Origin of the sequence: Rhizobium sp. EC-SD404, from assembly GCF_902498825.1 — a bacterium.
Lineage (GTDB): Bacteria > Pseudomonadota > Alphaproteobacteria > Rhizobiales > Rhizobiaceae > Georhizobium.
On record NZ_LR701459.1, the window covers coordinates 508,390 to 521,374 of the forward strand.

Annotated in this window: 13 protein-coding genes; 9 read left to right on the plus strand and 4 right to left on the minus strand. The window is 63.6% G+C overall.

Annotated features, from left to right (window positions below; all coding sequences use genetic code 11):
* Positions 1–13 precede the first annotated feature (13 nt).
* Genes GC125_RS03460 through GC125_RS03470 form a run of 3 tightly spaced genes read left to right on the plus strand, consistent with a single transcriptional unit; the run spans position 14 to position 3,333 of the window.
* Positions 14–754 (plus strand): TSUP family transporter, encoded by a 741-nt coding sequence (locus tag GC125_RS03460; RefSeq protein ID WP_151984056.1) that lies wholly within the window; start codon positions 14–16, stop codon positions 752–754.
* 24 nt (positions 755–778) lie between these two features.
* Positions 779–1,924 (plus strand): 2-methylaconitate cis-trans isomerase PrpF family protein, encoded by a 1,146-nt coding sequence (locus GC125_RS03465; RefSeq protein WP_151984057.1) that lies wholly within the window; start codon positions 779–781, stop codon positions 1,922–1,924.
* Positions 1,921–3,333 (plus strand): CoA transferase, encoded by a 1,413-nt coding sequence (locus GC125_RS03470; RefSeq protein ID WP_151984058.1) that lies wholly within the window; start codon positions 1,921–1,923, stop codon positions 3,331–3,333. Before GC125_RS03465 ends, GC125_RS03470 begins: the two co-directional genes overlap by 4 nt.
* On the opposite strand, the gene GC125_RS03475 is transcribed toward GC125_RS03470, so the two are convergent.
* Positions 3,317–3,982, minus strand: coding sequence for a GntR family transcriptional regulator (locus GC125_RS03475; RefSeq protein ID WP_286165347.1), 666 nt, complete (start codon positions 3,980–3,982; stop codon positions 3,317–3,319). The two genes, GC125_RS03470 and GC125_RS03475, sit on opposite strands and share 17 nt — an antisense overlap.
* 274 nt (positions 3,983–4,256) lie before the next feature.
* On the opposite strand from GC125_RS03475, the gene GC125_RS03480 reads away from it, so the two are divergent.
* From GC125_RS03480 to rraA, 6 genes are all read left to right on the plus strand, one after another.
* Positions 4,257–5,327 (plus strand): AbrB family transcriptional regulator, encoded by a 1,071-nt coding sequence (locus GC125_RS03480; RefSeq protein ID WP_199864421.1) that lies wholly within the window; start codon positions 4,257–4,259, stop codon positions 5,325–5,327.
* Positions 5,328–5,443: 116 nt separating this feature from the next.
* Positions 5,444–5,596, plus strand: coding sequence for a hypothetical protein (locus GC125_RS19910; protein ID WP_199864422.1), 153 nt, complete (start codon positions 5,444–5,446; stop codon positions 5,594–5,596).
* A gap of 120 nt (positions 5,597–5,716) precedes the next feature.
* Positions 5,717–6,634 (plus strand): LysR family transcriptional regulator, encoded by a 918-nt coding sequence (locus GC125_RS03485; RefSeq protein WP_199864423.1) that lies wholly within the window; start codon positions 5,717–5,719, stop codon positions 6,632–6,634.
* Positions 6,635–6,722: 88 nt separating this feature from the next.
* Positions 6,723–7,814 (plus strand): Ldh family oxidoreductase, encoded by a 1,092-nt coding sequence (locus GC125_RS03490; RefSeq protein WP_151984062.1) that lies wholly within the window; start codon positions 6,723–6,725, stop codon positions 7,812–7,814.
* The gene (locus tag GC125_RS03495) at positions 7,811–8,773 is read left to right on the plus strand and encodes a D-2-hydroxyacid dehydrogenase family protein (protein ID WP_151984063.1); all 963 of its coding nucleotides are present in this window, start codon (positions 7,811–7,813) and stop codon (positions 8,771–8,773) included. The genes GC125_RS03490 and GC125_RS03495 overlap by 4 nt, the downstream gene beginning before the upstream one ends.
* A gap of 11 nt (positions 8,774–8,784) precedes the next feature.
* Positions 8,785–9,267: a ribonuclease E activity regulator RraA gene (gene rraA, locus GC125_RS03500; protein ID WP_151984064.1), complete on the plus strand. Its 483-nt coding sequence runs from the start codon at positions 8,785–8,787 to the stop codon at positions 9,265–9,267.
* 18 nt (positions 9,268–9,285) lie between these two features.
* Here the strand turns inward: rraA and GC125_RS03505 are convergent, their stop codons facing one another.
* The 3 genes from GC125_RS03505 to GC125_RS03515 all read right to left on the minus strand — a co-directional run bounded on the left by GC125_RS03505 (position 9,286) and on the right by GC125_RS03515 (position 12,937).
* Positions 9,286–9,948, minus strand: a complete 663-nt coding sequence (locus GC125_RS03505) for an MFS transporter permease (RefSeq protein ID WP_151984065.1) — start codon at positions 9,946–9,948, stop codon at positions 9,286–9,288.
* 100 nt (positions 9,949–10,048) lie between these two features.
* Positions 10,049–10,828, minus strand: a complete 780-nt coding sequence (locus tag GC125_RS03510; protein WP_151984066.1) for a siderophore ferric iron reductase — start codon at positions 10,826–10,828, stop codon at positions 10,049–10,051.
* A gap of 18 nt (positions 10,829–10,846) precedes the next feature.
* The gene (locus GC125_RS03515; RefSeq protein WP_199864424.1) at positions 10,847–12,937 is read right to left on the minus strand and encodes a TonB-dependent siderophore receptor; all 2,091 of its coding nucleotides are present in this window, start codon (positions 12,935–12,937) and stop codon (positions 10,847–10,849) included.
* Positions 12,938–12,985 lie beyond the last annotated feature (48 nt).

The following is a 12,985-nucleotide window of genomic DNA, read 5'->3' on the forward strand; positions in this document are numbered from 1 at the left end:
GGGTCGCGCCGGCGTGAGCGCGTTCGTCGCCGTCGGAATGGTGGTCGCGGTGTTCCTCACCGCGCTGCTCTCCGGCATATTCGGCATGGCAGGCGGGCTGATCCTTCTCTGGATTCTGTTCTTTCTTCTGCCTGTCGGCACGGCGATCGCGGTTCACGGCGTCATCCAACTCGTGGCGAACGGGTCGCGTGCCTGGTTTTCGCGCAGCTGGATCGACTGGCGGATCGTCGGAACGGTTTCCATCGGGCTCCTGATTGCGGCGTTGCTGTTCCTGCTGGTCAGCTACACGCCGGAACTCGCGATCGTCTCGATCGTCATCGGGCTGTTGCCGATCCTCGTCTGGGTGCCGAATTCCTGGTTCGCGCTCGATGCCTCAAAGCGGCATCACGCGCTGGCCTGCGGGCTGATCGCCGGCGGCCTTTCGATCGGCGTGGGCGCATCGGGTCCGACGATCGACATCTTCTTCATTCGCACGATGATGGATCGCCGCGTCATCATCGCGACCAAGTCGGCCATCCAGGTGATTTCGCATGGCCTGAAGGTCGCGTTCTACGCCAGCACCACATTCGTGCTTTCAGGGTCGGAGTGGCTCGCAATCGCCATCGCCGCGCCGATCGCCATTCTTGGCACGAAAGCCGGCAACGGCATCTTGCAGCGATTGACCGACGCCAATTTCCGGGCTTGGACGCGCTGGATCGTAACCGCGATCGGCTTCTTTTATTTCGTACGCGGAGTGCATCTGCTGGCCTCGTAACGGCCATGACTAGGGAGGGGATCCATGTCTCAAACATTCGTTCGCGCCGCATTCTACCGGGGAGGCAGCAGCAAGGGCGTGTTCTTTCACCGAGCCGACGTTCCGCAGGATCGTACGGCGCTCGAGGAGATGCTGCTTGCCGTGCTCGGCAGCCCCGATCCCTACAAGCGCCAGCTCAACGGCATGGGCGGCGGCGTGTCCTCACTCTCCAAGGCGGCGATCATCGGGCCACCGACCCATCCCGACGCCGATGTCGACTATTTCTTCGCGCAGATCGCAGTCGATCGCCCGGTCGTCGACTGGGGCGCCAATTGCGGAAATCTCTCCTCCGTCATAGGCCCTTTCGCAGTCGATGAGGGGCTGGTCTCGGTCGAGGACGGTGAAGCGCTGGTGCGCATTCACCAGGTCAACACCAAGAAGATAATCCACGCGCGCTTTCCGGTGCGCGACGGGCGGGCCGTGGTCGAGGGCGACTTCGTGATTGCAGGTGTTGCCGGGACAGGCGCACGCATCGCGCTCGATTTCCTCGATCCGGGCGGCACCGTCACGTCGGGTTTGCTGCCGAGCGGCAATGTCGTCGATCATGTCGTGGTCGAGGGCCGATCCTATGCGGTCTCGCTGGTGGATGCGAGCAATCCGGTCGTCTTCATCCGTGCCGCCGATTGCGGCATGACGGGCAGCGAACTTCCCGATGCGATCGAAGCCAATAAACCTCTCATGGCGTTGCTCGACGCGATCCGGCGCGAGGGCGGGGTGCTCATGGGGTTGGGTGCGGACGCTGCATCGATCGGCCTTGCCAATCCGAAGATCGCGATGGTCGCAACACCATCCCGCTTCGCGACGCTCGATGGCCAGTCACTCGACGAGAACACGCACGACATCGCGGTGCGCATGATCTCTATGGAGCAGGCGCACCGCGCGGTTACGCTGACGGGCGCCATGTGCGTCGGCGTCGCCGCCCGCATCGAAGGTACGCTCGCTGAGCAGGCACTGCGTCCAGACCACCAGGGCGAGGAAATCCGCGTCGGCAATCCGTCGGGACTGGTCAGCGTCGGGGCGCGCGTTTCGAATCGCGATGGCGGGTGGCACGCCCAGAATGCGACGGTGTTCCGCACAGCACGGCGCCTGATGCAGGGCGAAGTCGCGGTGCCGCGAGGATCGGTGCGATGAGCGGCGTGACCGATGGCGTCCACGCAATCCTCGACGACCTGTTCGCCATGGCTGGTCTTGAGGATTTACCGCTCGATCGTCTGACGATCACGGAGCGCGACAAGGTGCTTGCGACCGCATGGCCGATCGCTCCGATCGCGACGGCGACGCTTGCGGCCGTCGGCCTCGCGGCGTCCCATATTCATGAGAGGCGCACCGGCGAAAAGCTGTCGGTGGAGATGGACACGCGCTCCGCCGAAATCGCCATGGCGAGTTCCAGCTATCTGGAGGTCGGGGGAAAGAACGCCAAGTTCCGCGATCCGTTCACCGGGCTCTACGAGGCGGCGAATGGGGATTGGGCGTTCCTGCACGGGAATTTCGCACATCTTCGGCAGGGTTTGCTCGACCTGCTCGGGGTCGACAACGATCCGGATGCCATACGGGCCGCGGTCCGCCAATGGGATGCGGCGGAACTCGAGGCTGAAGCGATCAGCCGCAATCTCTGTGCGGCACGGGTTCGTGAGCGCAGCGGTTGGGAAGCGACGGAGCAGGCGGCGGCTGTTCGGACGTTGCCGGTCCTACAAGTAGCACGCCAAGGGCAAGCCGATCCCGCTAAGTGGCCGACCGGTCACTCCGGTGCGATACAGAAGCCGCTCTCGGGCCTGCGCATGCTCGATCTGTCGCGCGTCATTGCCGGGCCGATGGCAGGACGGACGTTTGCCGAACATGGCGGCACCGTGCTTCTCGTCTCCGGCCCGGGTCTGCCATCCATTGAATCCCTCGTGATCGACACGGGCTTCGGCAAGTATGCATGCGAGATCGATCTGGGTCGCGATGCCGGTCGCGCCGAACTCGCGCACCTTGCCATGGGCGCAGACGTCCTGCTCGATGCTTATCGGCCGGAGGCATTCGCGGGCCGAGGGTTGGATCGGGCAGCTCTGCAGCAGGCCAATCCCCAGCTCGTGCATGTCTCGCTGTCGGCTTTCTCGCATGCCGGTCCTTGGAGCTTCCGGCGCGGCTATGACAGTCTCGTGCAGGCAACCATGGGCATGACGCTCGAGGCCGGGGCCGATCGGCCGACCTTATTGCCGTGTCAGCCGCTCGATTACCTGACGGGCTATCTGGCTGCCTTCGGCGCGATGGCGGCGCTCATTCGGCGCGCAGAGGAGGGGGGCAGCTTTGCGGTAGACCTTTCGCTGGCGACGACGGCGCAATGGATGTGGGAATGGCGCGATCGGCTCGGTGACGACAATGCTGTGCCTGCGTCGAACCCAAGCTCTACAGAGGTCGCGGATTTGATCGCGACGCATGAGACCTCGTTCGGAACGGTGCGTGCAGTGCGCCCGCCCTTGAAGATCGGCGGGCGTCCAGCCGAGTTCCAATGCGGACCTGTACCGCTTGGCAGCGATCCTGCTATCTGGCCGGCCTGAAAACGCCGACGGCCTCTTCATGGTCGGTAATGGCGAGGCGCGTCTCCAGAGCCTTGCGGATGTGATTGATGCCCGCGGCTTCCGCCTTCAGCGTGTCGCGGGCGCGGATCGCATCGATCAGTTCCTTGTGCTCGCCATGGGCAATCGCGGTGCGGCCTTCCTGGACGAAGGTGGTTTCCGGCAGAAGCGCGATCGTTTCCTGTAGATCCTCGACGGCCTGACGGAGATAGCGATTTCGCGCCGCGTCGTAGAGGCGGGCATGGAACTGGCGGTTGACCAGAGCGGCGAGCTTGGGCGTGCCCTCCGCCTTCAGGAACTGCTCGTTCAGCCGTTCCAGATTGGCGATTTCCGCCTCTGTCGCGTGCTGCGCGGCAAAGCGGGCCACAAGGCCCTCCATCTCCTGACGCATGGCGTAGAGCTCGAAGATCTGTTGCATGGACAGGACCGCGACGGCGACACCGCGACCGGGAGCGGCTTCGAGCAGGCCCTTTTCCTGGAGACGGCCGAGCGCTTCGCGCACCGGCGTACGGCTGACCCCGATCCGCATCGCGACTTCTTCTTCGCGCAACGGGTCGCCGGGCTTGTAATGCCCGTCGCGGATCGCCGCCAAAATGGCTCGATAAGCGTTCTGGCCGCGCGTCTTGCTCAAATCTTCAGTTCGGTTCTCTATCATCGCGCCTTCGTCCTAGGCTTTCCCGCCCGCACTGAAAAGTTGCCGCAATGCCGCATCGCGGTTAGGCATTTCGTATGCGGCTGTGTACAAAAGATTCTGAAATCCCGCCATCCACCATCAATCGACAATTCGAATGCGATCGGCAATGACCCAATACGGTAATACGCACGATGAAAGTGCGTCCCCGGCAGAGCGGACGCCTTCGCCCGATTCGCTGCCACCGAAGAAGAACGGTTCAGGGCCGGAGGGGATGCGCGGTTTCCTTATCCGCCTGCGCACGCTGGCCGTCGGCACGATCGGTGGTTATTGCGGCTACCGGCTCGGCATTCCGCTCGGCTGGCTACTGGGGGCAATGGTCGCGACGATCCCCCTGTCGATCGCCGGGATCGACATGCGCTCGTTCCGCAAACCGCGCCTGGTGATGATCGCCGTGATCGGCCTGATGGTCGGCAGCGCGTTCACGCCGGAGGTCGCGGCGCGCATACCTGACTGGTGGCCGAGCCTTCTCGGCGTGCTGCTTTATGTGGTGATCGTCGCGCTGGTCAGCATTGCGGTCTGCTGGCGTCTCGGCGCCATGACGCCGGCGACAGCGGCTTTTGCAGGCATGCCGGGGGGCTTGAGCGAAATGGTCATCATCGGCCCGGCCATGGGGGCCGACGTTCGTTCCGTCAGCCTGGTTCACGGAACGCGTCTCGTGGTTCTCATCGCGATGACGCCGACCTTGCTGGCGATCTTCGGGCTGATCGGCAGCGGTGCCGGCGAGGGCGTCAGTCGCGCCATCCAATGGTTTCCTAGCATCAGTCTCTTCGATGTGGCGCTGCTTACCGCCTGCGCCGTGATCGGCTTCCTCGTCGCCAAGAAGATCCGGCTGCCTGCCGGCAATCTCACCGGTCCGCTGATCCTCAGCGCCATCGTTCATGTCACGGGCCTCACCGACGCACACATTCCGGACGCTTTGCTGGCTGCCGCGCAGATCGTCATCGGCTCCGTCATCGGCCAGCATTTCGCCGGGATCGCGCGCCGCGTTCTTCTGACGGGGCTTCTCCTGGGAGCGCTTCTGACGGTCTTTTCCATGGCGCTCGCCGGCGGCTTCGCGTTCGCTTTCGAGCAGCTGCTCGGAGTGCCTTTCGCAATCGGGCTCTTGTCGCTCGTGCCGGGAGGGTTGCCCGAGATGAGCCTGATCGCCATCACGCTTGATGCCGATCCGGCCTTTGTCAGCCTCCATCATCTCGCGCGCGTCGTGCTCATCCTGATCACCGCGCCGGTTCTCATCCCGCTTTGGGTGCGCAGGCTGGAAAAGCGCCGTATCGACAGAGGTTAACGCCCGGTTAGCCAGCCATCTCCAAAGGCGATGGCCCCCTGCCTAACGAGCGCTGCCATGACTGGCGTGATCGGCGTAGCCTCCATCCATCGACAATGCCTGCGATGGAGATGACAATGCGGATCACTTCTTTCTTCACCCGCGCGCTCGACGCGCTGGCCGATCATTTCGAAGGGGTGCGTCGTTACGAGACGAACCGGCTCGTGGGCGCCCGTCGTGACATGTGGCAGAGCCTGCCGAAGGCCGCTCGCCGAGACGCAGACTGTTAGGCGAACGGCCGCTTCGTGGCAGTCAGCGCGAATCCGTCTATGCTTGGATCGCGTCCGGGCCGGCCGATCGACAGCGATCGGCTCCCGGCGGATCAGTGGTTCAGCAGGGCGGGGATAACGATGCAGACTTTCGACCCGGTAACGGCGCGGCTTTTGATCGTGCTCGCCGAAAGCGGATCGATAGGCCGCGCAGCGGATCGTCAGAACATCGCGCCATCGGCCGTCAGTCGACGGATCAGCGATCTTGAGGCCCGGCTCGCCGTCTCGCTGTTCGATCGATCGACACAAGGGGTCCGACTGACGCCCGCCGGCCGCATCTATGTCGAAGGCGTGCGCACGATTTTGCGCGAGATCGCCGATCTCGATACGGCGATGGCGGATTTTGCCGAGGGCCGTCGCGGTAATTTGCGGCTTGCGTGCACGAGCTCGGCGCTTGCCGGGCGCCTGCCCGAACTTCTTGCCGATTATGCCGCACGCTATCCGACGATCGCGCTCGACATTCAGGAGATGAACGCCGCCGGCGCCCTCCTCGCAATTGACGATGGGCAGGCCGATCTGGCGATCGTCGCCGACAACAACGATTTCAGCCGTTACGACACGCGCATTTTCGAAGACGACCAGGTCTATGTGCTGAGCGCTCCGGACCACCCCGTCGCCGAGCGGCTGAGAACGGCCAAGCCGATCGCCTTCGAAGAGGTTGCCGGTCACGAGGTGGTGGGCATCCACCATTCCGGCGCGCTCGACCGGCTGCTGAGCCAGGCAGCGGCAAGCGCAGGCCGCACGCTGGGCGAACGCGTCAATGTGGAGAGCTTTCCCTCGCTCGTTAGAATGGTCGAGGCCGGCTTCGGTATCGGGTTTCTGCGGGCCACCAGCCTGCATCTCCTGACGCCGACCGATGTGGTCGCCGCTCCCCTCGAAAACGACTGGGCCAAGCGCCAGCTGCTGGTTGCGCATCGTCGTTCCGGACCGGTCTCGCGGTCCATGGCCTCTTTCCTCGACCTGTGCACGCAAACCTATCGGCCGACCGCCATATCGTGAGTGCCGTTCACTGCATGCGGCTGTATACACAGTAAGGAATCCCTGATAGCGAGGACCCATTGCGTGATGCCAGGGGAGGATATGCCGCATGCCCGCTTCAGACGTGTCTTTGAACGTCGATCCCATTCGGCTGACCGATCTCGTCGCCCGCATATTCGCCTCTGTGGGCGTGCCGACGGACCATGCGCGCACGGTCGCGGACTGTCTCGTTCTGGCGGATCTACGCGGTGTCGGATCGCACGGCGTCAGCCGCATGCCGATCTATCTGGAGCGCTTGCGCAAAGGGCTCGTGAACGTCGCACCGACGCTTGCCATTCAAGAGATCGCAGCCGCCTGCGCCAAAATCGACGGCGATAACGGGCTTGGTTTCCTGGTCGCGAAGAAGGCCATGGCCGAGGCTTGCACGCGCGCCGGAACCTACGGCGTGGGCGTCGTTGCCGCGCACAACAGCACCCATTTCGGCATGGCGGCGACCTATCTCATCGATGCGGCCAAAGCCGGTTACGTCTCCTTCGTATTCACCAATGCGTCTCCCGCGATGCCCATCTGGGGCGGCAGGAAGCCGTTTCTCGGAACCAGCCCATTTGCCTTCGGCGCTCCCGGTGGCGACGGCACGCCGCCGGTGATCCTCGACATGGCGACATCGGTCGTGGCGCGCGGCAAGATCCGCCGCGCTGCGCAGAAAGGCGAACCGATCCCGGCGGGCTGGGCGCTCGATGCCGACGGCAACGAGACGACCGATGCGCAGAAGGCCTATGAGGGCATCATCCAGCCGCTCGGCGGACCGAAGGGTTCGGGGCTTTCGCTAATGATGGAGGTGGTCGCCGGCGTCATGTCCGGCTCGGCCTTCGGCGGCGAAGTCGGCAATCAGTATGCCGATTTCGATCGCGCTCAGGATGTCGGCCACATGTTCGTGGCGCTGAAGCCGGATCTCTTCCTCGGCGAGGGCGATTATCGCACCCGCATGGGCGACCTTGTCTCCCGCGCCAAGGGCCAGCCCCGCCTGCACGACGACCAGCCGATCCTGATGCCGGGCGAGCCGGAATCGATCCGCGAAGCGGAGCGGCGGCGCAACGGTCTGCCGATATCGGTCGAGGACATCACGATGCTCGAAAACGAGGCCAGCCGCGCCGGCGTCGCCTTCGTTGCCGACGACCTAGCCTTGCGGAGTGCGGCATGAAGATCGCGATCCTCGACGACTACCAGAATGTCGCGCTGTCGCTTGCCGACTGGGCGTCGCTCGGCACCGAAGCTTCGATCACTGTCTTCGATCGCAATCTGTCCAGCGAAGACGAGGCTGCGGCAGAATTGGCCGAGTTCGATGTGCTCGTTTTGATGCGTGAGCGCATGGCGATGCCCGCGTCGCTGATTGCGCGGCTGCCTTCGCTCAAGCTGATCGTCGTTACGGGCGGGCGCACCCGCACGATCGACATGGACGCGGCCACCGATCGCGGGATCACGATTTCCCATACCCATCCGGGTGAATCGCCCATGGCGACGCCGGAACTCGCTTTCGGGCTCATCCTCTCCGTCGCACGCTCGATACCTCAGGAACATGCCCGTGTTCGTGACGGTGGCTGGCAGGAGACGATCGGCATGTCGATCGGCGACAAGACACTGGGCCTCATCGGGCTCGGCAAGCTCGGCAGCCGCATGGTGCCAATCGCAAAAGCCTTCGGCATGGACGTAATCGCCTGGAGCCAAAACCTGACCGACGAACATGCGGAGAGCCTGGGCGTTCGCCGCGTCGACAAGGCAACGCTCTTTCGCGAGGCCGATATCGTCTCGCTGCATCTCATCCTTTCGGAACGCTCGAAGGGAATCGTCGGCGCCGCCGAGATGGCGTTGATGAAGCCCGGTGCAATGCTGATCAACACCTCGCGCGGCGGGCTTGTGGATGAGGCAGCATTGATCGAGGCACTGACGGAAGGCCGCATCCGCGCAGGCCTCGATGTCTACAACGACGAGCCGTTGCCGGAAGATCACCCGTTGCGCCGTGTGCAGAATGCGGTGACGACGCCCCATCTCGGCTATGTGACGGCGGGTGCCTATACCGCCTTCTATCGCGATGCCGTCGAAGATATCGCCGCTTGGCGTGCCGGCTCTGCGGTGCGCGTGCTCGCGGCGCCGAAAGCCTGAGGAGATTTGAAATGCGCGACATCAAGACGGCCGACCTGGTCGACGATTACGAAGACAAGGTCCGGTTCTGCGACGCCACATGGCAGCGGTTCGGCCGCCGTGCATCTGCTTACGGGCCAATCTCGACGCTTAAGGTGTTCGAGGACAACGCGCTCGTGAAACAGACGCTGTCGGAGCCGGGCGAAGGTCGAATTCTCGTCGTCGACGGTGGCGGATCGACACGCACGGCACTGGTCGGCGACGTGCTGGCCGAGATCGGGCGCGCGAGCGGATGGGCAGGCATCATCGTCAATGGTGCCATCCGTGACGGCGAAGCGTTGGACGGCATGGATTTTCTGGTGTTCTCGCGCGGCCGTTCACCGGTGAAAAGCACCAAGACCGCTGCAGGGCACCGCGATCTGCGCGTCACTTTCGGCCAGGCCGATTTCGTCCCAGGACATTGGGCCTATATGGACGCGGACGGCGTCCTGATTGCTGAAAGCGCGCTCTTCTAGGCTCTCCGGCTGCCTCCGTCAGGGTTGGACGACCGTGACGGAGGCCACGGGAATGAGAACCGCCAGCGCGATACAAGCGCCCAAGAGCACGGTTCCGATGGCTTGTAAGAGTCCACGCAGTCGGCTCATTGGGCCGTGGATGGCGAACCAACCGCTGAGTGCGCCGAGATACCAGATCAGCCCGGTCAGAAAGAGCGTCCACGCGATCGGATTGGACAGCGGGTGATCCAACTGACCAATGACCAAAGCGATATCGAAACTGAGCGCAAAGGGGGCCGCCAGATAGCACTGGCTATAGAAGGCGGGCCGCAGCGTTGATCTTGTCAGCTTCTGGTTCTTCTGATGAACCCTCTGGATCCCGACCAGCAGCGGCAGCAGACTGAAGACGACGGCCCGAAACAGCAGCAGATTGCGATCGTCGGACAATACGCCGCCGAGCTCAGGCTGCAATACGCCGACATTCATCTGAAACAGATGGGCGAGGACGAGCGTCAGGAAGAGGAAGAGCGGCGGTGACAAGGTGTCGACGAACTGCTCTTCCGGTGGGTCGGTCAATTCGCGTTCCGCATAGATCATCATGCGGACAGGGTGCGTGACGCAGCGCCAGAATGTCAGCGGGTAGAAGATGAGCCAGGATACGATCTCGTAGAGGAGCGCCTCCGCGGATCGTAGAAGGTTCATGAGATCCATGGTGGCCCCGAGAGACTGAAAACTGGGACGCATTCTGGCCCAACCCGACAGGGCATGGCAATGCAGGTCCTTGGGGTTTTGAACGACCGGATCAGTCGTCGTCGGCGCGTCGCTTTTCCGTCAGTTTGGGGCAGGATGCGCAAAGTTGTCCCGGCTCGGTGCGGTAGTGGAGACAACAGGCCTTGCGAACGAGCTGCGGGCTGCAGCGTCCATCGATGTCCGTCGCGAGTGCGATATCGCTGGCACCATCGAGGTGCATGGCGGCCAGCCATCTTTGCTTGGCGGCAAGCAACGACAGGCCGCGGTCGTCGCCGGCAAAGGCGGGATGGGCCAGAAGCACGCCGAGCAGGCGGTCGGCGAGCAGACGTTCCGCATAGACCCGCTTGATCTTGATGATGCCGCTCAGGCGCCAGAACAGCGTATCGGTCAGATCCGTCAGCGACTGGGCGGTCGTCGAAAGCGCATCGTCTGGAGCGCTCTCACTGAGGGCATTGTCGCAAAACCGGTATCCGGCGACGAGCGTGCCGTCGATGCGCTGCTGCATGCGGTCGACACTGAGCCCGCACTTCAGATCGTGCACCGCCAGCACCGCCAGGATGCAGGGCTGCCAGACCAGCATCGACCAAGAGCGGGCGGCCCAATAGGCAGGACCGGCCGCCTGATGCGCCTGAGCCGTCTCGCGGACCAGCGTGGCGATCAGTCCGGCATCGGCATCGCTGCCATCGAGATAGCCCGCCGACCAGCGTTCGATCTTCCCGTCGAGAAGGGGTGTCTGCAGCCTTGCGCGCTCCAACAGCACCTGCATCCGCGCAACCTCGTCCGGCAGAGCAGCCGCCTCGGTCGGATGGGGATGTCGTGGGTGTGCGTTCACGGGCGTTCAGCTTTCTGGTCAGAACCGCGTGGCAAGCTTGAAGTTGACCGTGCGGCCCTGGCCATAGAAGCAATCGCCGCGTGCAAGGCAGGTCGTCAGGTAGTCCTCGTCGGTGATGTTCTGCACGTTGAGCTGCGCCGACCAGCGCTCGGTCTCGTAACCGACGAGCGCGTCGGCGAGCACGAAGGACGGTGTCTCGAAGTTGTCGGCGCCGTCGAGGCTGGCGCCGACATAGCGCACGCCACCGCCGAACACCCAGCCTTCGAGCTGGTTGCCCTGCGGCCGGTAAGTGACCCATGCGGATGCCTGGTGGGTCGGGACCGAAGCGAGTTCGAAGCCGGTCACCTTGTCTTCCGTATCGAGATAGCTGTAGCCCGCCAAAAGCTCGATATCGCGGTAGCGGGTTTGCGCTTCGAATTCAAAACCGCGGATCGTCGTTTCGCCGTTCTGCACGAATTCCGGTCCCGTGGGGCTGCCGACGGGATTGGGCAGACGGCGGTCCGTCTGGTCGATCTCAAAGACCGATGCGGTGAAGAGATGGGGCGTGCCGACCGGCTGATACTTGATGCCGGCTTCGATCTGGCGCCCCGTAACCGGATCATAAGTGAAGCCGCGCGAGTCCGCAGGTTGCGGCTCGAAGGCGGTGGCGTAGCTGACATAAGGCGCGATGCCGTTGTCGAAACGGTAAAGAACGCCGGCATTGCCCGAGAATGCTTCAGTCTCGACGTCGGCGGCATCGTTGTACCAGTCGTGCCGCAGGCCGAGCGTCACGAACAGACGGTCGTCGAACGAGAGATTGTCGAAGGCATAGATGCCGGTCTGGTCGGTCTGCTGTTCCGGTCCGCGCGCCCGCGTGAAGCTGGGTACTGGCGTGCCGTAAACAGGGTTGATCATGTCGATCGGGCTGAAGGCCTGCGAATAGCTGTCGGAGCGGGTGGTCGAATTTTGATAGTCGAGCCCGAAGGAGAGGGCGTGGCTCACGGCGCCGGTGTCAAATTCGGCATTGAGCCTCGCGTCGGAGACGAAACTCTGCGCTTCGTTATAGGCCGAGTAGAGAAGCCGCGGCACGGTGTCCCCGGTCACGTTCCATGGGAACGGGTAGACCTGGTCGTAGTCCGCCGTGCTGTCCGTGTAGCGCGCCGCCACGTCTACGCTGAACGTCTCGTTGAAGCGGTGCTCGAAGAGCCCCGTGACGGAGGCGCGTTCCGCGGCGTAGCGGTCGAAATCGGGTTCGCCGAGGAAGGTGCCATTGTCGACGAAATTGCCGTTGTCGGTCGGGATCAGCGATCCCTCTATGGGCACGAACCGCGACGTCAGCCCGCCATCGTCGTTCTGGTAGAGGCCGATCACCGTCAGTTTGGTATCGTCGGTCGGCTGCCAGGTGAGCGAAGGGTTGATGAAGAGCCCGTCGTCATCCACGAAATCCACCTGCGTGCCGCTCTTCTGACCCGCGCCGACGAACCGGTAGAGGAGGTTGCCATCCGCGCTGACCGGACCCGTCAGGTCGACGCCGATGCGGGCTCGGTCGTGCGTGCCGACTTCCACGAAGACTTCGCGCGCAGCCACTTCCTGCGGAAGCTTGCTCGTCAAGTTGACGATGCCGCCCAATGCGCCGCTGCCGTAAAGCGCGCCGACAGGGCCCTTGATGACCTCGACGGCGGAGAGCGCGTAAGGGTCGATGCGGCTGTTGTTGTAAAACGAGAAATCGTTGCGCAGGCCATCGAGGAACTGCGGGGCGGAAATACCGCGGATCGTCTTGGAATCGACGCGCGTGTCTGGACCGAAGGTTTCGGCATAGACGCCCGGCACGTAGAGAAGCGCGTCGGACACATCGTCGACGCCCTGGTCGGAAAGGCGCTGCTCGCTGACGACCGACACGGAGCGCGGCGTTTCGGCAACCGGCCGGTCGCTTTTGCCGACGCTGACCTGACGGATGATCGTCTCGCCTTTCGGCCCGCCCGTGGCCTGATCCGCGGAGACCGCTTCGTCCTCGACGGTCAAGGTTTCCAGGACGGTGGTGTCTTGAGCAAGAGCGCTGGTCGACAGCGAAATCAAGACGGATGCGAGAAGCGCGCGCTTCAGGTGAACACTCGACGACAAACGAACCACGACAATCCCCACTCAACTGCAAGGACTCCGGACTACGTAAATATGAGT